Here is a 20,365-nt window from a genome sequence, read left to right as displayed (position 1 = left end):
TTCATAACTAAATTTCCATTCAAACAGTAAAATAAGCTATTTTTGTAACACTATAGATATCATCAAGAAATATTACTGTAATATTATTAACGTTACAGTAATTGAAATACTACTCATTTTGTGTTTCATATGCCCTAATACGCCAAAAAACAACAAGGAAGCGCTATCAGGATATTTATGGAATTGTTACAGAATATTAATGCCCCATTACGAAAGCTTTGTAATTTTATGTTTTTCGCAAATAAGAAAATAATGGTTGCTATAATGAGGTCAACGAAAACAAATGCAATGGAGGCTATTATGAAAAAATTTATGGGTATAGCAACAGCAGCGGTTTTTGGTCTTGGGATTTTCACAACATCTGCTAAAGCAGAAACAATCGTAACGACTGACGTACTAAACGTACGAGAAAACCCAACTACTGAATCAAAAGTTGTAGGAAAATTATTAGATGGATATAAAGTAAATGTTTTACATACAGAAAATGGTTGGTCAAAAGTTCAATTGAATAGCGGTAAAGAAGCTTTCATAAGCGCTGACTATACAAAAGACACTTACTACGTAACAGCAAACGTATTAAACGTACGTGCTGGGGCAAACACAGACTCAGAGATTCTTGGTAAGTTGAAAAAAGATGATGTAATTGAAACAACACACCAAGTACAAAATGATTGGATTCAATTTGAATATAACGGAAAAACAGCTTATGTTCATGTTCCTTACTTAACAGGTAAAGCACCAGTTAAAGTTCAACCAGTAGCTAAAGTTGAAAAAACGACTACAGTTCAAGATACAGCTAAAGTTCGTGAAGCAGCTAAAGCTCAGGAAGTAGCTGAAACTCAAGCAAAAGCTAAAGCAGTGGAAGCAACTAAAGCTCGCGAAGCAGCTGAAGCTCAAGCAGAAGTTAAAGCTCAAGAAGCGGCTAAAGCTCGTGAAGCAGCTAAGGCTCAAGAAGCAGCTAAAGCTCAGGCAGATGCTGAAGCTCAAGCAGAAGTTAAAGCTCAAGAGGCAGCTAAAGCTCGTGAAGCAGCTAAAGCTCAAGCAGATGCTGAAGCTCAAGCAGCGGCTAAGGCTCAAGAAGCAGCTAAAGCTCGTGAAGCAGCTAAAGCTCAAGAGGCAGCTGAAGCTCGTGAAGCAGCTAAGGCTCAAGAAGCTCGTGAAGCGGCTAAGGCTCAAGAAGCGGCTAAAGCTCAAAAACCAGCTACACAACAACCTGTTGCAAAAGAAACTGAAACAAGTACACCATCATCTTCTCGTGAGTTACGTGTTGTAGCAACAGCTTACACAGCAGATCCACTTGAAAATGGTTATAAAGCAGGCGACCAAGTAAAATCAGCTTTAGGCCACAACTTAACAGCTAATCCAAACATGAAACTAATTGCAGTTGATCCAAGTGTCATTCCATTAGGTTCAAAAGTATGGGTTGAAGGTTACGGAGTAGCAATCGCTGGTGATACTGGTGGAGCTATTAAAGGTAATAAAATCGACGTTTTAATGCCAGATAAAGGTTCATCAAGTAGCTGGGGACGTAAAACAGTTACAGTTAAAGTATTAAACTAGTTATAAAAAAGAGCCAGTCTCATCGTTGAGACTGGCTCCTTTTCTATAATTATTACATTCTTTCTTTCTCTTGAAAGTAAGCAATATTGTCTCGAAGCCACTCCCTCTCCGACATAAACAAGTTTCCACGTTTTTTGTATACCTTATCAAATATCTTTAAAACTTCTTCATGATTAGCAAACTTATGTAAGAAACGAAGAGCAATGATAATCTCTGCTTCATCCGTAGGCTCTACTTCATTTTTACGTCTTCTAGCAACAATTTTATTCACACGTTCGCAAATTGCTCTCATTGCCATTTCGTCGCCATACGTATAAATAGCTCGAACAGCTTCATATTTCACCATAACATTTCTATCATGTAAAGCTTCAATATAAACTATTTGTAAGTCCGATCCCCCTATTTTTGCTAAAACCTCAATAACGGTTGAACGAACATAGGCACTATTACTATATAAAAGCTTTGTTAACGGCAGAATCGATTGCTTCGTTCCAATCTCAAACAATGTATAACAAATATGTGTAATCTCATCTTTATTTTCTTCAGTATCCAACAACTTTAGCAACGCACTTTCCGCTTCTAACGATTTATATAACTTTAAGGAAGCAACTGCCCAATAACGAACACTATCGTTTTTATGATAAATATACGGAATGATTTTATTTGTACTACTTATTTCTGGCAATGTATAAATATTACTAAGCAGTTCACTTAACAAAGTCGGGCTTTGTTCACATTCCAAACGATCTATAAGATAATCAGCAATATAGATTTCCTTCGTATTGATGGCGAGTTTCGTCATTAAATAATAAATATCTTTCTTCATAGATACCTTTTTTGCTTTGATTACCTTCTGCTGTAAATAAAGAAAAGTTAATAAGTCATTTAACGCTTTTGCTTCATCATACGCACGATGCCAAATCTCTGTTTCCTCATCAGCCATCCGCCTTAATAAATCATCTATATACTCTTCCATCTCCTTCTCTCCCGTCCAAATTAAGTCTATCTCTTTGCATTCTATATACGATAGATTACTATTTCAACAGAAAAAAGAGGATGTCACAGCATCCTCTCCTTCTCTTCCCTATTCCACACAAGTAAACTGCGTCCAAGCTCCTACATAATCTAGTAAGAATAACTCCTCTTCTGCAATTGTACCGACAATATTTTTCCGTTCATCTATCGGCATTTCTTTCAGAATGATTTGCAGTTCACCTTTATACTTACCAAATGAATTGTTTCCAATTACAACTTGCCCTCTTTCCTGCAGCACACTTTCACGCACTGGGAAGTCATAATCTTTGTACTTTTTACGTACTTCTGTAGAACGTACCATATACTCTGTTATGTCGCCGCGCCTTACGTGTAATTCTTGCAGCGTAGCTCTCTTCTCTACTTCAGTCGCTTCGTCTACAAAGTGCACTTTTAGCTGTAACATGTAGCGATTTAAGTTTCCTAGTTTCTCTAACTCTTCCTCACTCGCATAAGCATTTCCGATAATGACATCATCAATTAACCCTGTTGCCCATAAATGCTTCGCTTGTACTTCAATTGGTAAATTACGATGCTCTTCTAATGTACATAATCCATCGTTAATATCCCATGGACCGATGTTTGCGACATGTGATGTAATAAAGGCTGCACTGCGAATACCATGCTTTTTAAAGCGTTCACTACAGCGAATGAAATAATCGTATGGAAGACCAGTGAATTTTTGCGGATAAAAATTATGGCAACCAATTAAAGCTGATTTATTCGCTTGATGCGAAAGAATATTTTCTAAGTACGCAATATCGTTACTTACATTTAACTCAATTTTTAAACCGTACGGATTATTCGTCATTTTCGCTTCCGTTAATCCGTCAAAACCTACATCTAAACGAATACCGTCTGCGCCTAATTCTGCGAAAAATGATAGATCGCTATAACTAATACCAAGCTGATCAAACACAGCTGGAGCTACATCTAAAATAACTTCCATATTGTTATCTTTTGCGTGATTGATAATCTCTTTAAATTCAGCTACAATTTCTTCTTTCGGACGATTCACAGATAACAAACAAGTAAATATTCTTGAGAAACCGTGTCGTGCCGCTGCGGAAATATAAGCCATATCTTTTTCTTTCGTTGAATGTTCTGGATAAAGTGAAATTCCTAATTTACGCTCCATGCTTTTGCATCTCCTTCACACGTTGTATTAATGCCATGCTCGTAAATCTATATTTTGCAGATAAACACGTTGCACATAAAATTGTCGGTACAATAATTACGTACGGTGATTGCAATCCTAACATTACATATGCACCCATTGAACAACCGATAAATAAAACTGATACTAGTAGTAACACTAATAAAGATTTACTTTGTACCCATTTCGAATAATGGGCAATACACTGTCCGACCACGAATGTAATTAAGATGATAATTGCTCCGAGCATTCTGTTTTCTCCTCTCCTGCTAATTGTTGTTTCTCATACATTTTGAAGAATGGATAGTAAATAACGAATGAGATGACAAAGTTAACAAGTACAAGTACACCAGCCATAATTGTCCAGTCCGTACTAATTACCGCTGCAATTGGTGCTAACATCGTAAATGGCAGTTTCGCCATCATAAGTGGAATCATACCTGAAACAACTGCAAAATATGATACTGTCGTTGTCACTAACGGTGTAATAACGAACGGAATAATTAGAATTGGGTTCATTACAATCGGTGCCCCAAAAATAATTGGTTCGTTAATATTGAATAAACCTGGTACGAATGATAATCTACCTAACTCTTTTAGGAACTTAGATTTAGAGAACATAAACATAATTACTAAAGCTAACGTTGAGCCTGATCCGCCAATCCATACGAACCATTGAATAAATTGCTCTGTAAATAAGTTTGGTAACTGATGTGCATTTCCTGTAGCCGTGAATACTTCCATATTTTCAAGAATTGCTGAATCCCACATCGGACGAATAATTGGTCCTAAAATCGCTGGTCCATGTATACCGAATGACCAGAAAAACACGATTAAGAATACTGTTAATAAACCACCGAATAAATTATTTCCTACTAATACTGATTTTAATGGTGCGATTAAATATGTGATCGTTGTATTCACATCAAATTTCAAACCGTAGCGAATGCCCCAGAATAAAAGAATAACTGCTAATGTTGGAATTAATGCTGCAAACGAATTTGAAACTGCTGGTGGTACACTATCTGGTAATTTAATGGAGATATTATGCTTAATCATAAAATGATAAATTTCTACTGCAATTAATGCTGTAACAATTGCGCCGAATAAAGACGTTGCACTTAATGTTCCTACTGAAATATATCTACCTGCATCAATAACACCTGGTACAGCTTTCGTAATTTGAATTGGTTCAACTGATGCTAGTAAAAAGGCGAGTACAGATAATAACCCTGCACTTAACTGATTGAGCTGATAAAAGTTCGCGAGCGAAGCCCCTACACCAAACGCTGCGTATAATGCCATTAGTCCTACTGTAAATCGGAATGGAATATCTAAAATATGGCGAAACGGTGCAATCCATTCCATATATGCATCAATTGGTAAATTTAAAAAGATAACAAAAAATGATCCGACGATCGTTAACGGCAATGTAGAAATAACCCCGTTTCGAATTGCTAATAAATGTCGTTGTCCTGCAATCTTTTGCGTTGTTGGCATAATCTTTTGTTCCATAAAACTCATAAACCCATTCATCAATAGCCCTCCTCTTTCTCTCTACTATAAAAGAATGAAATAAACTTTATAACATTATAATGTTTATATTTAAAAAGATATAATTATGCTAAAACTAATTGTTCTGCTTGCTTAAGCACCTTCAAACCATCACACATGCCATAATCTCGTTGGTCTATAATCGCAACTGGTATATTGTATGAATTTGCAAGAAATTCTACAGCTGGAAATAAATATTTCACCTGTGGGCCAATTAAAACGACATCGGCTTCCTTAATTTCAAGCTTCACTAGTTCTGAATCAACTGCCTTAATTTTATAATTCTTCCCCTGTTTCTTTGCCTCTTCTTGCATTTTTCTTACGACCATACTCGTTGACATACCTGCTGCACAACATAATAAAATGTACATCTTATACGGTCACTTTCTCTTCTACTCGTTTATGAAGAGCAATAAATTCTTCAGCCAGTTCTTTCACTGTAATTGCATTCATTAAATGATCTTGTGCGTGCACCAACAGTAAACTAATTTCTGCATGATTTCCTCTTGCCTCTTCTTGAATTAAATCCGTTTGAATACGATGCGCTGCTGAAATTTCCTCACTAGCAAGTTTCATCTTTTCACCGGCATTCCCGAAATCTCCTTGTCTTGCAAAAGCAATTGCTTCAAGCGCCGCACTTCTCGCATTGCCACCATGTAAAATTAACGCAAATGGAGTTTGCATATCAGCCATTTTAAATTCCCCCAAGCTATATGTTTTCTATATTTCCATCTTATTATGAAAACGCATACAATTAAACATAAAAAACTTCCGTTATGTAACGGAAGTTTTTATATACTTTTTCAAAATGATAATAAAATCTCTTGAAAATCTTCAATTACCTCGGTCTGAGTAAGTTTCTCTATCGTAGTTTGACTAGACATAATATCATATAAAAAATCATAAAGCCTTTGCAAATCTTCATTATTATTGCGCTTTACACTAAATAAAATAATTACTTGTACTTTTTTATCTCCCCAATCAACAGCCTTTTCAAGTGTGCAAAACATCAAAAAAGTTTCCTCACTTAATAACTGCATCGGATGCGGGATTGCAACTGAATTCCCAACCGCTGTCGGAGACGTATTTTCTCTTTCCATAACAGAAGCATAAAAGTTTTCTGGTACATAGCGTTTCTCAGCAGCTTTCTCACATAAAAACTGAATAACATCCTCTTTCGTAGAAGCACTATAATTTAAAAAGATTAAATCTTCCTTAATATAAGGCTGCACACTAGTATTCACATGCGTAAACAACCGCTGACCAATCGATTTAATCTCTTTATCATCAAATATTGAATTCACTTTTATAACTGGAACAGGCAAGCCACTCGGTATATGAATCGTACTAATAATACAATCTATTTTTTCTTTATAAAGATCTTCTACTTTCAATTGATAATAGCCTGTAATACCTACAATCTCTAATTTATCTCGGAACTGTGATAAAATTTTATATTTTAATAGTTGGGCACTTCCTTGACCAGTCGCACAAACTAATAAGCATCTTTTCTTTTGATTTTGCTCCTGCAAACGGCTCATAGCTCCACCGAAGTGAATTGCAATATAACCAATTTCACTTTCAGGGATCGATTCACTCGTATATTCACCAATGATATCTCCAACGAGAACCGCAATTTCAAAAGCATACGGATAATTCTTTTTCACTTCTGCCAAAAGAGGATTTCTCGTATTTAACTTATACTTCAAACGATTTAATAACGTTTTTAAATGAATACCAAATCCAAATAATAATTCTTCATCATAATAAAAAATAAGATTCCGTTCTTCCGCTACTTTAAAAAGAATATGTTGCATAAATGCATATATATCTTTCCCTAATAGCTCTTCTATATTTTCATAGCGATTTCTCGTTGTAACAGCAGTACTTAATAAATGCATCGTCACATATAATACTTCTTCTTCTGGAAATGAAAATTTTAACGCTTTCTCTAAATCTCCTAAAATCTGCTTCGCAATTGTATATTCTTTCTTTATTATAAGTTCTGATTGCTCCGCATGCAGTCCTTTCATATAATGTTGACTTTGACAACGCTTTAATGCGATTGCAATATGAATGACTAAATTATCAATTTCTATATCAGATAAATATATTGTTCCGCCTTCAATATACTTTAATATAATTGAACGAATGAGTGATATATGCGGTAGCGATAAATATGTCTCCGTCTGCTCAAATTGCTCATGAAACGGAGTATGGTCATAACGCGGTAAACCATATTGTGATAAACAAGAACGAATATTAAATTCCTCTCCAACAATACGTATACCATAATACGGTCTCTTCTCAATTTGTAATTTATAGCGACCACATATATCTGTAACATCTTTCATAATTAAATTGACCGTTGATTTGCTCACATACATCTCTTCCGCTAATTCTGAAAGCTTCACATATCCCTCTGTCATTAAAACACGCTGCAGAATGTACGCTATTCTTTCTTCATAAGAAGTTGGGATCTTTTCCGTCTGTTTTTGAAATAGACTCACACAAAAGTCTTCAAATTTCTTCTTTTGTATAATTTCTAATTCGTACCCAGTCCCTCTTTGCGATTCGATTTTCGCTCCATTTTCTTCCAATATATCATTTAATAATTTTATATCCTTTTGAATCGTCTTCGTCGATACATGTAAACGGCCCGCTAAAAAAGCTCGATTTAACATCGATTTCTCTTCTAAAAATTCCTCTAAAATAGAAATTAATCGCTGATGCACCTTTGTCATAGCTCTTCCTCTCGCTCTTTATATATAAAGGGGGAAAAGCTGCTGAAATCAGTAGTTTTTCCCCTTTATATTCTCTCTATTTCTTTAATGTAAATCCGAATTTATCCCATGCTTGTAAATAGTCTAGTAAGAAAATCTCTTCTTCTACAATTCGACCAACTACATTTGTTTTTCCTGTATTCACCATATCTTTTAATGCAATTTGTAATTCGCCTTTATACTGACCATATTGTTCATTATCAATTAATAAATCCCCACGCTTAATTTCACGCGTATTATGAGGTTTAAACTCTTCTTTTTTATATTTCACACGACTTTGTGTAGAACGAATCATATATTCAGATACATCTCCGCGATAAAAATGTGGTTCGTTTAATACGATAATTCTTTCTAGTTCTGTCGTTGTATCATATATTTCTATATCAAATGTTTGTTTCTCTTTATTTAATGCACCTAGTGCTTGTAATTCTTCTTCTGACGCATATGCGTTTGCAATAATAACATCATCAATTAATTCCGTCGCGAATAAATGTTTCGCCTGTGTTGTCATCGGTAATTCACGATGCTGCTCTAATGTACATAACCCTTCTGTTACTGGCCAAGGTCCATATGTTGCATCAAATGATGAAATAAAAGCAGCCGTTCTCATACCGTAATCTTTAAATTGTTTCGAGCATTTAATGAAATGATCGTATGATAACCCTGAATAACGATGCGGATAAAAATTATGACAACCAATTAAATTTTCACGATTTGGTCTATGACTCATAATGTTATCTACATACTTCGTACCATTGCTCATATTAATCTCAATTTTCAAACCATACGGATTATAAGTCATAATTGATTCTTCTAATCCTGAAAAACCAACATCTAAACGAATACCGTACGCACCCAATTCATGGAAGAATGATAAATCATTATACGAAATACCTAATTGTTCAAAAACAGATGGACTAATATCCACTAATACTTGGAACCCTAATGCATTCGCATGTGAGATCGTTTCTTTAAATTCTTCAATAATTTTCTCTTTTTCTCCATCCACAGATAATAAACATGTGAACACACGTGTAAACCCATATTTACTTGCTAATGTTAAATACTCCTTATCTTTCTCTACTGTTGAATGTTCTGGATAAATAGAAATACCTAATCGTCTCATATGTACACGCCTCTTTCTTCATCATATTGTAAACCTTTTCAAATATATGTAGTGAAAAAGTATATATCCCCTTCTTGTTCACTACTCCTTTGAATCCGCTTTCTTTAAAGAAAAAACAATTTCTATCATTCTTAACACCTACAAGTCTATACATCTATACTTTACATCTTTTTTTCATAGTTGTGTAGCCTTTACACAAATTTGTCAGTTTTTCACCTTAAAAATTGTTATCCGTTTTCAAGACACCTTCCTTGACTGTTGCATTGGCCAATACATATACTCGAAAGAAAAGAGAAAATTTTATATAGGGGATGAATATATGGGAGAAGCAATACTCGTAAAACGAGAACCGTTATGGACAAAAGAGTTTGTTGCTTTAATTTTTGCAAACTTATGTATGTTTTTAGGGTTTCAAATGTTAATTCCAACCTTACCTGTTTATGTGAAAGAAATTGGTGGCACAAGTTCAAATATCGGATTTGTTGTCGGCATGTTTACCGTTGCGGCACTTTTTGTTAGACCGCTAACTGGGAACGCCTTGCAAAAATTCAATAAAAAAATCATTTTAATGATCGGTACTGCTATCTGTTTACTCGCTATGGGCAGTTACCTTTTCGCCTCAACTATTTTTCTCTTGCTTGCTGTTCGTATTTTGCACGGAGCTGGTTTCGGTATTACAACGACTACATATGGAACTGTCGTTTCTGATTTAATTCCCTCAGCTCGCCGCGGAGAAGGCATGGGATATTTTGGTCTTTCTGGAACACTTGCAATGGCCCTCGGTCCACTTATCGGACTATGGCTTATGCAAACATATAACTTCACAATTCTTTTTTTATGTGCATTATCGTGCACAATTGTTTCATTAATATTAACGAAACTACTTCAAATCCAAAAAACGAAACAGCCTCCACAACAATCATCTAGTACTTTTCTCGATGGATTTATTGAGCGTAAAGCTTTACTTCCTTCATTATTAATATTATGTATTACATTAATGTACGGAGGAATCGGAAGTTTTATCACACTATTTGCTACAGAAGTCGGCATAGCTGATATTAGTCTCTTCTTTTTATGTAACGCACTAGCAATCGCTGTGACTCGTCCATTCTCTGGAAAGCTATATGATGCGAAAGGCCATACATTCGTCATCATTCCGGGAGTTATTATAACGTTTACAGGTATTATTTTATTGTCGTATACGACGACAATTCCGAGCTTAATTATTGCTGCAGCATGTTACGGAAGTGGTTTTGGAGCGATCCAACCTGCACTACAAGCATGGATGATTGACCGCGTAGCACCGCATCGACGCGGCGTAGCAACTGCTACATTCTTCTCCGCATTTGACCTTGGAATCGGCGCTGGAGCGATTATCTTTGGATTTATTGCTCACTTTACAAACTATGCAACTGTATATCGTTACTCCTCTCTATTACTTATTGCTTTTCTCTTCATTTACATTACAAGCATAAGAAAACAAAAGCATGGCGATAAAAACACGGAAAAAGCTGCTGGATAATTCAGTGGCTTTTTTATCATGTTAAAATAATTGTTTTCCCTCATTTTGCTGTTCTAAAACTACATGCATTTCCCTACATATTTTTTTAACGTTCATCAAAAAATATACGATGAACTTGCAGACGCTTTCCTTGATATTCGACTGAACAACATTATTCTAAAAAGTGTGATTTCTTTACAAAATTAAGATTTATACAAGATAAAAACCAATGAAATGCAGTTGTTTCTTTAAGGGATTGTAAACTTTTATTCCCTTTGTAAATTTAGTGTAAATTTTACTAGCAAACCGTTTACAGTGACTCAAGGTTCAGTTAATAATTACATCGTACATGAAATTTAAGGAGTGGAATGCGTGGAATATAATGTTCAAGATATGATCTTCCAGTTCATTGGTGGATTAGGTATTTTCTTATTCGGGATTAAATACATGGGCGATGGACTGCAACAAGCAGCTGGAGATCGTCTTCGCGATATTCTAGATCGTTTTACAACAAACCCACTTATGGGTGTACTAGCAGGTATGTTAGTTACTGTATTAATCCAATCCAGTTCAGGAACAACCGCTTTAACAGTCGGACTTGTAAGTGCCGGATTTATGACATTAAGACAAGCAATCGGTGTTATTATGGGTGCAAACATCGGTACGACAGTTACTGCATTTATTATCGGAATTAAAATCGGAGAATATGCTCTCCCAGTTATGGCAGTTGGAGCAATCTTACTATTCTTCTTTAAAAATAAAAAAGTACATTCTGTAGGTCAAGTTGTATTCGGTTTTGGTATGTTATTCTTCGGTTTAGAATTAATGAGCGCAGGTATGAAGCCTCTTCGTTCTTTAGAATCATTCCAAGAATTAACAGTGAGCATGAGTGATAATCCAATTTTAGGAATTGTTGTCGGTACAGTCTTTACTTTAATTGTACAAAGTTCAAGTGCAACAATCGGTATTTTACAAGAACTATTCGGTCAAGGTGCAATCGATTTACAAGCAGCTCTTCCTGTATTATTCGGTGATAACATCGGTACAACAATTACAGCTGTATTAGCAGCAATCGGTACTTCAATTGCAGCAAGACGTGCAGCATTAGTTCACGTTATCTTTAATATTATCGGTACAATTATCTTTACAATTTTATTAATACCATTTACAAGTTTAATTCAATATTTCCAAACATCATTAAACTTGAATCCAGAAATGACTATTGCATTTGCACACGGAACATTTAACGTAACAAATACAATCATTCAATTCCCGTTCATTGCAGTGTTAGCATGGATCGTAACAAAAATTATTCGTGGTGAAGATGCAGCGATTGACTTCAAACCACAACATTTAAATCCAATCTTTATTGAACAATCTCCAGCCATCGCTTTAACTGAAGCTCAAAAAGAGATTATCCGTATGGCTGAGTTCTCATTACATGGATTAAAAGAAGCAAATCAATTTTTAAATACACAAGACAAAAAACACGCAAACATGGCTACTCAATTAGAAGGAGCTATTAACAATTTAGATAAAAAAATTACCGAGTATTTAGTTTTACTATCAGAAAAGCCACTTTCACCTACGGATTCTGAAAAACATTCTGTTTTAGCAGGTGTTGTTGGAGATATTGAACGTGTCGGTGATCATGTAGAAAACCTTGTAGAACTTGTAGATTTCCAAATTTCAAACCGTGTTTCACTATCAGATGAAGCATTAGCTGAATTAAACGAAATGCTTGAGTTAACAATTTCAACACTGCAAGACTCAGTTGAAGCTTTAACAAACTTCGATACTGAACTAGCTCAAACTGTTATTGCCAAAGAACGCAAAATCGACCAAATGGAACGTGTTCTTCGTAAACGTCACGTATTACGTCTAAACGAACGCAGCTGTTCAGGTGATGCAAGTATCATCTTCGTCGATATGGTAAGTAACTTAGAGCGCATTGGCGATCACGCTGTAAATATCGCTGACGGTGTTTTAGGTGAACAAGGAAAAATCAATCTAAAACAATCATTATAATAAGAAAGAGACGCTAACTTAAGCGTCTCTTTTTTCATTATATTTTAACAACTGTTCTTCCTTTTAACTTTCCTTGCAATATAAGTGCAAACTTCTTCTCTAATTCTTCTAATGTACATTCTTCTGTATAAGATAGTAACTCTTTATTTCCCCATTCTTTCGCTAAAAGCGTCCAAACATCTCTTCTCACATCTACTGGGCATTGCACGGAATCTATCCCTAAAAGGCTTATACCTCGTAAAATAAACGGATATACCGTTGTTTGTAGTTCCTGGCCTGCCACATTACCGCATGTCGTTACACAACCACCATACTTTACTGTTTTTAAAGCTGTTTCTAGCATATGTCCACCTACAGTATCGATAACTCCCGCGTATATCCCTTTTAACATCGGTCTTCCTGATTCATCATTCAATTCCGCGCGATGAATCACCTTTTTCGCTCCTAGACGTAGTAGCATATCTTCCTCTTCCATTTTTCCTGTCGCTCCTACTACGTTAAACCCTAGCTTACTTAATATACTAACAGCTACACTCCCTACGCCGCCTGTAGCACCCGTTACTAAAACATCTCCCATACTAGGCTTGACTCCTGCTCCAATAAGCTTATATACCGACAAAGCCGCAGTAAAACCTGCTGTCCCATACATCATACTTTCCTTTAATGACATTCCTTCCGGTAAAGGCACGACCCAAGATGATGGCACGCGAATATATTCTCCGAAACCACCAGAGGTATTCATACCTAAGTCATATCCCGTTACAATAACTTGATCTCCTGCTTTAATGGTAGCATCTTCACTACTCACAACCACTCCTGCAGCATCAATTCCTGGCGTATGAGGATATGTTCTCGTAACACCCTTATTACCAGTAGCTGAAAGAGCATCTTTATAATTTAATGAAGAATAATGAACTTGTATGAATACGTCTCCCTCAGGTAAACTACTTACTTCTCTCTCAACAACTTTTCTTACAAACTGATGATTTTCCTTTTCGTTCACAACGATTGCTCGGAATGATGTATGATTCATTATGCTCTCTCCTTTATCCGTCAAATTCTTCTTTATTATATAGAAGAAATAAGTAAGCTTACTCATCTCTTCTTGGCTATATTTCAACAAATCTTACTTCTCTATCACTTTCTCACAATATATATTTTCATTTCTACTAAAACAACTTATACTTATTCTACATCTCAAAAATATAATATAGAAAATCTGACTTTTTATAAATATATTGAATTTTTACGAAATGTAAATGTTTTGTAATGTTTTTTTTCGCTAAATTTCATTATAATAAGTGGATATGAGTGTCGTATTTCAATCCAAATGAAGGAGTACAGGAAATGGAGCAAAACCCATCTTTGCAAGAAAATACACGCAATAAACCGAAAAAAAATAAGAAAAAAATAAAAATTATTATAAGCGCTATACTATTCGTTTTATTAATAGGCGGCGGTTATACTTGGTTTTTAGTAAATAAAGCATCTTCTGCTGTTCGAAATGCCGCACACGATTTAGCACGCGGTGATAAATCTGATTTACGTGATAAGGCTGTAAAACCTATTACAAACAATGTCTCTGTTTTAATAATGGGTGTTGATGAAAGCGATGTCCGTGGAAAAGAATATGGTGAAGCTATAAGAACAGACGCGCTTTTACTTGCAACATTTAATAAAGATAGCAAAACTGTTAAACTATTAAGTATCCCACGTGACACATATACTTATATTCCAATAGAAAAGAAAAAAGATAAAATTACACACGCTCATGCATTCGGTTCTGCTAAAAACGGAAAAAATGGTGGACCACAAGCAAGCATTGATGCAGTTGAAAAATTAATGAATGTTCCTGTCGATTATTTTGTAAAATTCAACTTTAAATCATTTATAAAAATCGTCGATGACTTGGGCGGTGTTGAAGTTGATGTACCAGTTGAATTTACTGAGCAAGATAGCAATGATAATGCTGAGGCTATTCACCTAGAAAAAGGTGTTCAAAAGCTAAATGGCGAAGAAGCTCTTGCTCTTGCTAGAACAAGACACATCGATAGTGATGCAATGCGTGGACAACGTCAACAACTCGTTATCGAGGCTATTTTAAAGAAACTAACTAGTGTTGGTTCTGTAACAAAAGTTGGCAACATCATTGATGATATTAACGGCCAATTCGTTACAAACTTAACATTTGATGATATGCTTTCATTCTATAAATATGGATCGGATTCGGAAATTGAGAAATTACAAATCCAAGGTGATGATTGCTATATGGCAAAAGGTGACGATACTTGTAGCAAATCTGCTGGTGGTGGTCGAACTTACTACTACAATCCAGATAAAAAAGAATTAGCTAATGTTACAAATGAACTTCGTACTCATCTTGGACTACCTGCATATACAAAGTTTGACTCAGACTCTGATTCGAAAAAGACAAAAGAATCTAAGTCTGAAAATTCAAGTGAACGCGAATCAAGTAACCATGAAGTGAAAAATAAGAACAAAAATAGCAGTGAAGATACAGAAACATCGTCTAACGACAATGAATAGTAAAGAAGCCGTACTCTATGGAGGTAGAGTACGGCTTCTTTTTATTTCTTCAGAATTAAAAATCAGAACTTTCTAACTATCTTTTTTAATATTTTTAAATTATAATAAATAGTAGCAATCTATTCCAATTATCAGGGGGCTCATACATATGAAAGCTGCAGTAAAACATAACATCTCAGATTTTAAAGACTACTTAAAATCCAACGATATATACATGGAAGAAAATATAGATGAAAATGATGGCTCTGTTCATTTTTCAGTAGGATTAGAGACTGAAGCTGGCGCAAAAATTCAACTTATCGCTGCTTTCCAAAACGAACATCCTACGGTGGATATATACTGCTTCAATGTTGCTCACGTACCTGATGCAACATCAACAAATGATATTTTACATGTCATCAATGAATTAAATACATCTTATCGCTTTGCAAAATTCACATTAAATAAGCAAAATGCAATTGATATTTCAACATCTCTTGCATTCTCAGAACCAAACTTTAATCCAGCACTTGTCTTTGAACATACGAGAATGCTATATAAATTAGCGAATGACGAATATAAAAACTTAATGAAAGTTATTTGGGCATAAATAAAAGGATGGGCTGCAAGCAGCCCATCCTTTTATTTCGATATCATATCAATCCACATCTTAATAGCAGTGCCGACAATTAAAATCGATAACATATATTGTAGTACTTTTTGATTTATCCTCTTCCCGACTCGCGCTCCAAGTGGCGCAGCAAATATACTTGCAACCGCAATAATTAGAGCTGGAATGATAACTACTTGTCCAGTAATCACTTTTCCAGTCGTAATCCCTACTGAGGAAATAAACGTAATAGCGATAGATGTCGCTATCGTCATGCGCAATGGTAATTTTAAAATAACTAGCATAATAGGAACTAAAAGAAACGCACCTCCAGCTCCAATAATGCCCGAAACACCTCCTACAATAAACGCTAACACACTTGCTAACCATTTATTATACTTAACTGCTCCACTATTATTTTTCTTCGGTACAAACATCATCATAGCTGCAATGGTCGCCAATACTGTATAAACAACATTTACAGCGTGTTCATCTAATAGATTTGCACTAAAACTTCCTATAAAACTTCCTATTAATATACTAGCTCCCATATACATAACTAACGTTTTATTCATGTCATTACTTTTCCGGTATGCCCACGCGCCTGCAAAAGTTGCAAAGAATACTTGTACCGCTGTAATACCGCTCACTTCATGTGACGTATAGCCAGTAAATCCTAGCAATACTGGAATGTATAAGATCATCGGATAATTAATAATCGCGCCACCAATCCCAACCATTCCTGATATAAATGATCCTATAAACCCAATTATAAAAAGTAATACGACTAAGCTCATCTTACATCCCCCGCCTTCTAAAAAGAAGGTGATTTAAATGAATAAGTTTACATTCCCATCCGAAGCATCTGCTAAATATGCCCCTACACCTGCAAACTCTACGCCTTCCATAATCTCTTCCTCTTTTAACCCTAATAAATCTACTGTCATTTGACAAGCTACAAGTTTAATCCCCTGTTCTTTTGCCAAATCAATTAAATCTGGCAAAGGCATTGCATTATGTTTTTTCATAATGCCTTTAATCATCTTTGGTCCCATACCAGCAAAATTCATTTTGGATAACCCCATCTTATCAGCACCGCGTGGCATCATTCTTCCAAATACTTTTTCTATAAATGTTTTCTTTACATTCACATATTCATCTTTCCTTAAAGCATTTAATCCCCAGAAAGTATGAAAAATAGTTACCTCTTGATCATACGCCGCTGCGCCATTTGCAATAATATAAGCAGCCATTGCTTTATCGTAATCTCCGCTAAATAAAACGATTGTTGTTTTCTTCTGTTGTTCCATATTGTTCTCCCTCCAATTACCTATAGGGGTATTTTTATTTATAAAAATTGTTTCTCCCTATTCTACTTTTCCTTCCCAAGCTAACATACCACCTACCACATTGATTACTTGAAAACCGTAACTTTCTAAAAATTGAACAGCTCTTGCACTTCTCCCGCCTGAACGACAAACGATAATATATTCCTGATTTTTATTTAATTCATGCATACGAAACTCTAATAGTCCTAGTGGAATATTACATGCTTCTGGAATTTTCCCTTCAGCTACTTCTTCTACTTCACGTACATCCACAATATTTACCGCTTCTTTACGCAACAATTTTTCTTCTAATTCTTTTGTAGTCATTTCTTTCATTTTAAATTTCCTCCTCACAAACCATTCATACCACCTGAAACGTTTATTACTTGCTGAAACCCTAGTTTTTTCAATACCTTTGCTGCTTGCTTACTTCTCATTCCACTTTGGCAAATAACGATTACTTCCTTATTCTTATCTAATTGATTCGCCTTACTTGCTAGATCATTTAGGGGGATATTTTGAAAGCCTTTCATATGATTCCCTCTATATTCACCTACTGTACGGACATCAATAAAATACTTCCCCTTTTTCCCCACTATACTTTTCAATTCTTTGCCATTTATATTTTGAACACCTTTCACTGGTAAAAATCGTGAAATAACAAACCATGCAGCAAGTACAATGAAAAGCGTACTTAATATTGTGTTCATATAACCAACCTCTCTATATTTACAAAACTATTGCTTCACTACGCCTTCCTAATCCAAAACTTCAGCACATCGCCTTCTTCTTCAAGCTTTACGATGTCATGGCCACATTTATTTGCCCACGCTGGAATATCCTTAACTGACCCTTTATCCGTTACATGTATTTCTAACACTTCTCCAGTTTGCAAAGTATCCATTGCTCTCTTTGTTCTTACAATCGGCATTGGACATGCTAAACCTTTCGCATCTAACACTTGTTTTATATTCATCATCAATTCCTCCATTTTTTATTTATTTCATTATTCGTGCACTGCACAACGATTTGGACCAATCTCCATTTCACGCTCTTTATCCACACTTGGGTGAATTTTACCCATATTGGTTTGACGAATTTCTTCATATGCATTTGGCTGAGGTGGTAAGTTTTCTGTTACAACTTTACGGAACTCTCCCTCATCCTCAATATTTAATCCTGCATTATGCTCAAATAAATCTTTTAATTTTGCACTAACAATACCACTTTCGTTCATTTCACTTATTTTTGAATAATGAGCCGGTAACACAACTAAATTTTGAGATAGCTCTTTATATCGGCTATACAAAGTATTACGTAAATCACTCACCCAATCTTCAGCCTTACCAGCAAGATCAGGACGCCCAATTGAATCTACAAATAAAATATCGCCTGATAATAAATAAGAATCATCTACAATGAATGACGTACTTCCAATCGTATGCCCTGGTGAGTATAACGCGTCAATTTCAATTTTAGTACCCCCCACCGTAATAACAGATCCTTCAACGAGCGGTTCGTATGAGAAAACGACTTCCTCCGCATCTTTTGGCGGTAACCAATACGTACCCCCTACTTTTTCCGCTAACTTACGTCCTCCAGAAATATGGTCTGCATGTAAATGTGTATCCATTACATTCTTAATCGTAACGCCATGCTCTTTCGCAAACTCTTCATATGCCTCGGCTGTCCTTACCGCATCAATAACTGCTGCTTCACCGTTTGAAACGACCATATAAGATAAACAGCCTTTTCCTAGGCGGTTAAACTGATACATACTTCCGCCATTTTTTAAATCTCCAACTTTTATAGGCTTTACATATTCACTCCAAGCTTTCATGCCACCAGCTAAATAATAAATATTTTGTAATCCCGCCTCTGTTAATTGCTCTGCCACAAATATAGAAGACCCTTCTTTTGCACATACTACTAAAACATCTTTATCTTTAGGTAATTCACTTACAATATGATCTACACCATCTAACAAGTCAAAGTAAGGTTTATTAATAGAAGAAACTTGTTTCCCTTCAATTTTCCAATCTTCATAATCCGTCTCATTACGAACATCTAAAATGAATAACTCTCCGAATAAAACTTTCTCTGCCACATCTTTTGCTTGTAACGGTTTAACATTCATTTTATTACCCCCATAGGTATATTTTCTTTCAAAAAAATTTACTTCTCTATATTCCCTTTCCACTCTAACATGCCTGGGATGACATTTTTCACATTTGCATAACCTTTCTCTTTCAACATGTGGCAAGCTACATCACTACGGTTACCAGTTCGACAAATAACATAAATTTGCTTCATCTTATCTAATACTGCACTGTCTAATTCACCTAATGGCACCGAAATGGCGGATGGAATATGGCCAAAAGCAAATTCTGCTGCTTCGCGAACATCTAATACAATGCTCTCTTCTCCATGAGACAATATAGACTGTAATTCTGCATTCGTAATTGTATGTGGATATTTCACAACTTCATTCACTTCATGCTCGTTTGCTTTCCTAACATAATGCATCAATACATCACCCTCGTGTTTCGTCCCGATATATTGATGTCCTACTTTACTCGCCCAACTTTTTATATCTACCGTAGATCCTTTATCTGTTGCCTTAACTTCAATCACTTGCCCTGGTGCCAATCCTTCTATCGCCTTCTTCGTTTTCACAATAGGCATCGGACAAGCCAAACCTTTACAATCTAAACTCATATCCACTTTTATACTCATAATCGATTCCTCCACAATTCATATACACATACCTGTAGGGGTATATGAAAACGTTTTTGAAAATCTGTCAACACTTACGTTTGACAGATTATCGGCTTTTTACAAGTAATTGAACAGCTTCTTTAATTAACTCTTCATTTGAACCATTACCACTTTCAAACTGTTCACGCAAACACTGCTCTAAATTCGTTCCAACAACGAGTCCAATTGTACGATCAAGTGCAGAACGAGATGCTGTTAACTGTGTAATAACTTCTCGGCAATCTTTTCCTTCTTCCATCATACGAAGCACACCACGAACTTGACCTTCAATACGTTTCAATCTATTTTTCATATCTTGATTATATTCCATTCTATAATCACCTCATTACCATTATGTCACCATTTATAACCTATGACAACATATTATACCCTATAGGGTATTT

At 35.4% G+C, this 20,365-nt stretch carries 22 protein-coding genes; 5 read left to right on the top strand and 17 right to left on the bottom strand.

What is annotated here, in order from left to right; genetic code table 11:
* Nucleotides 1-177 precede the first annotated feature (177 nt).
* Nucleotides 178-1,560, top strand: a complete 1,383-nt coding sequence (gene entC / locus MR112_RS19975) for a cell wall-binding protein EntC (protein WP_048538585.1) — start codon at nucleotides 178-180, stop codon at nucleotides 1,558-1,560.
* 52 nt (nucleotides 1,561-1,612) lie between these two features.
* On the opposite strand, the gene MR112_RS19970 is transcribed toward entC, so the two are convergent.
* The 8 genes from MR112_RS19970 to MR112_RS19935 all read right to left on the bottom strand — a co-directional run bounded on the left by MR112_RS19970 (nucleotide 1,613) and on the right by MR112_RS19935 (nucleotide 9,211).
* Nucleotides 1,613-2,536 carry a HEAT repeat domain-containing protein gene (locus tag MR112_RS19970; protein ID WP_048538586.1) on the bottom strand — a complete coding sequence of 308 codons (924 nt, stop codon included), beginning with the start codon at nucleotides 2,534-2,536 and terminating at the stop codon, nucleotides 1,613-1,615.
* Between the two features lie 108 nt (nucleotides 2,537-2,644).
* Nucleotides 2,645-3,730 carry a DUF871 domain-containing protein gene (locus MR112_RS19965; protein WP_000440054.1) on the bottom strand — a complete coding sequence of 362 codons (1,086 nt, stop codon included), beginning with the start codon at nucleotides 3,728-3,730 and terminating at the stop codon, nucleotides 2,645-2,647.
* On the bottom strand, nucleotides 3,720-3,998 hold the full coding sequence (locus MR112_RS19960; protein WP_000900048.1) for a hypothetical protein: 279 nt from the start codon (nucleotides 3,996-3,998) through the stop codon (nucleotides 3,720-3,722). Before MR112_RS19960 ends, MR112_RS19965 begins: the two co-directional genes overlap by 11 nt.
* Nucleotides 3,974-5,284, bottom strand: a complete 1,311-nt coding sequence (locus MR112_RS19955; protein ID WP_001013053.1) for a PTS sugar transporter subunit IIC — start codon at nucleotides 5,282-5,284, stop codon at nucleotides 3,974-3,976. The genes MR112_RS19960 and MR112_RS19955 overlap by 25 nt, the downstream gene beginning before the upstream one ends.
* A gap of 83 nt (nucleotides 5,285-5,367) precedes the next feature.
* Nucleotides 5,368-5,673, bottom strand: a complete 306-nt coding sequence (locus MR112_RS19950) for a PTS sugar transporter subunit IIB (RefSeq protein ID WP_000275642.1) — start codon at nucleotides 5,671-5,673, stop codon at nucleotides 5,368-5,370.
* Between the two features lies 1 nt (nucleotide 5,674).
* Nucleotides 5,675-5,995, bottom strand: coding sequence for a PTS lactose/cellobiose transporter subunit IIA (locus MR112_RS19945; protein ID WP_000774631.1), 321 nt, complete (start codon nucleotides 5,993-5,995; stop codon nucleotides 5,675-5,677).
* A 110-nt stretch (nucleotides 5,996-6,105) separates the two neighbouring features.
* Nucleotides 6,106-8,046: a BglG family transcription antiterminator gene (locus MR112_RS19940; protein WP_048538587.1), complete on the bottom strand. Its 1,941-nt coding sequence runs from the start codon at nucleotides 8,044-8,046 to the stop codon at nucleotides 6,106-6,108.
* A gap of 76 nt (nucleotides 8,047-8,122) precedes the next feature.
* Nucleotides 8,123-9,211 carry a DUF871 domain-containing protein gene (locus tag MR112_RS19935; protein WP_001253349.1) on the bottom strand — a complete coding sequence of 363 codons (1,089 nt, stop codon included), beginning with the start codon at nucleotides 9,209-9,211 and terminating at the stop codon, nucleotides 8,123-8,125.
* A 319-nt stretch (nucleotides 9,212-9,530) separates the two neighbouring features.
* On the opposite strand from MR112_RS19935, the gene MR112_RS19930 reads away from it, so the two are divergent.
* Both MR112_RS19930 and MR112_RS19925 read left to right on the top strand, forming a co-directional pair.
* Nucleotides 9,531-10,733 carry an MFS transporter gene (locus MR112_RS19930; RefSeq protein WP_000503245.1) on the top strand — a complete coding sequence of 401 codons (1,203 nt, stop codon included), beginning with the start codon at nucleotides 9,531-9,533 and terminating at the stop codon, nucleotides 10,731-10,733.
* 351 nt (nucleotides 10,734-11,084) lie between these two features.
* Nucleotides 11,085-12,740 (top strand): Na/Pi cotransporter family protein, encoded by a 1,656-nt coding sequence (locus tag MR112_RS19925; protein ID WP_000456278.1) that lies wholly within the window; start codon nucleotides 11,085-11,087, stop codon nucleotides 12,738-12,740.
* Nucleotides 12,741-12,777: 37 nt separating this feature from the next.
* On the opposite strand, the gene MR112_RS19920 is transcribed toward MR112_RS19925, so the two are convergent.
* Nucleotides 12,778-13,773 carry a YhdH/YhfP family quinone oxidoreductase gene (locus tag MR112_RS19920; protein ID WP_001016960.1) on the bottom strand — a complete coding sequence of 332 codons (996 nt, stop codon included), beginning with the start codon at nucleotides 13,771-13,773 and terminating at the stop codon, nucleotides 12,778-12,780.
* Between the two features lie 314 nt (nucleotides 13,774-14,087).
* Here MR112_RS19920 and MR112_RS19915 point away from each other — a divergent pair, with 314 nt between their 5' ends.
* Together MR112_RS19915 and MR112_RS19910 are read left to right on the top strand one after the other, a co-directional pair.
* Entirely contained in the window at nucleotides 14,088-15,287 is a 1,200-nt protein-coding gene (locus tag MR112_RS19915; protein ID WP_048655907.1) for an LCP family protein, read from the top strand.
* A gap of 148 nt (nucleotides 15,288-15,435) precedes the next feature.
* Nucleotides 15,436-15,876: a hypothetical protein gene (locus MR112_RS19910; protein WP_000642362.1), complete on the top strand. Its 441-nt coding sequence runs from the start codon at nucleotides 15,436-15,438 to the stop codon at nucleotides 15,874-15,876.
* 32 nt (nucleotides 15,877-15,908) lie between these two features.
* Here the strand turns inward: MR112_RS19910 and MR112_RS19905 are convergent, their stop codons facing one another.
* The 8 genes from MR112_RS19905 to MR112_RS19870 form a co-directional block, all read right to left on the bottom strand.
* Nucleotides 15,909-16,673, bottom strand: a complete 765-nt coding sequence (locus tag MR112_RS19905; RefSeq protein WP_048655908.1) for a sulfite exporter TauE/SafE family protein — start codon at nucleotides 16,671-16,673, stop codon at nucleotides 15,909-15,911.
* Between the two features lie 33 nt (nucleotides 16,674-16,706).
* Nucleotides 16,707-17,186, bottom strand: a complete 480-nt coding sequence (locus MR112_RS19900) for a DsrE/DsrF/DrsH-like family protein (RefSeq protein ID WP_000437746.1) — start codon at nucleotides 17,184-17,186, stop codon at nucleotides 16,707-16,709.
* A gap of 57 nt (nucleotides 17,187-17,243) precedes the next feature.
* Nucleotides 17,244-17,540: a rhodanese-like domain-containing protein gene (locus MR112_RS19895; protein WP_000661810.1), complete on the bottom strand. Its 297-nt coding sequence runs from the start codon at nucleotides 17,538-17,540 to the stop codon at nucleotides 17,244-17,246.
* Nucleotides 17,541-17,554: 14 nt separating this feature from the next.
* Nucleotides 17,555-17,914, bottom strand: coding sequence for a rhodanese-like domain-containing protein (locus MR112_RS19890; RefSeq protein ID WP_001092318.1), 360 nt, complete (start codon nucleotides 17,912-17,914; stop codon nucleotides 17,555-17,557).
* 38 nt (nucleotides 17,915-17,952) lie between these two features.
* On the bottom strand, nucleotides 17,953-18,183 hold the full coding sequence (locus MR112_RS19885; protein WP_002182462.1) for a sulfurtransferase TusA family protein: 231 nt from the start codon (nucleotides 18,181-18,183) through the stop codon (nucleotides 17,953-17,955).
* Nucleotides 18,184-18,210: 27 nt separating this feature from the next.
* Nucleotides 18,211-19,341 carry an MBL fold metallo-hydrolase gene (locus MR112_RS19880; protein WP_048655909.1) on the bottom strand — a complete coding sequence of 377 codons (1,131 nt, stop codon included), beginning with the start codon at nucleotides 19,339-19,341 and terminating at the stop codon, nucleotides 18,211-18,213.
* A 38-nt stretch (nucleotides 19,342-19,379) separates the two neighbouring features.
* Entirely contained in the window at nucleotides 19,380-19,940 is a 561-nt protein-coding gene (locus MR112_RS19875) for a sulfurtransferase TusA family protein (protein WP_226368524.1), read from the bottom strand.
* 88 nt (nucleotides 19,941-20,028) lie between these two features.
* On the bottom strand, nucleotides 20,029-20,292 hold the full coding sequence (locus MR112_RS19870) for a metal-sensitive transcriptional regulator (protein ID WP_000456206.1): 264 nt from the start codon (nucleotides 20,290-20,292) through the stop codon (nucleotides 20,029-20,031).
* Between the last annotated feature and the right edge of the window lie 73 nt (nucleotides 20,293-20,365).

The organism is Bacillus cereus group sp. BfR-BA-01330 (genome assembly GCF_022663885.1).
GTDB lineage: Bacteria > Bacillota > Bacilli > Bacillales > Bacillaceae_G > Bacillus_A > Bacillus_A cereus.
Note: the sequence above shows the minus strand (reverse complement) of the source record. Positions and strands in the feature narration are given on the sequence as shown.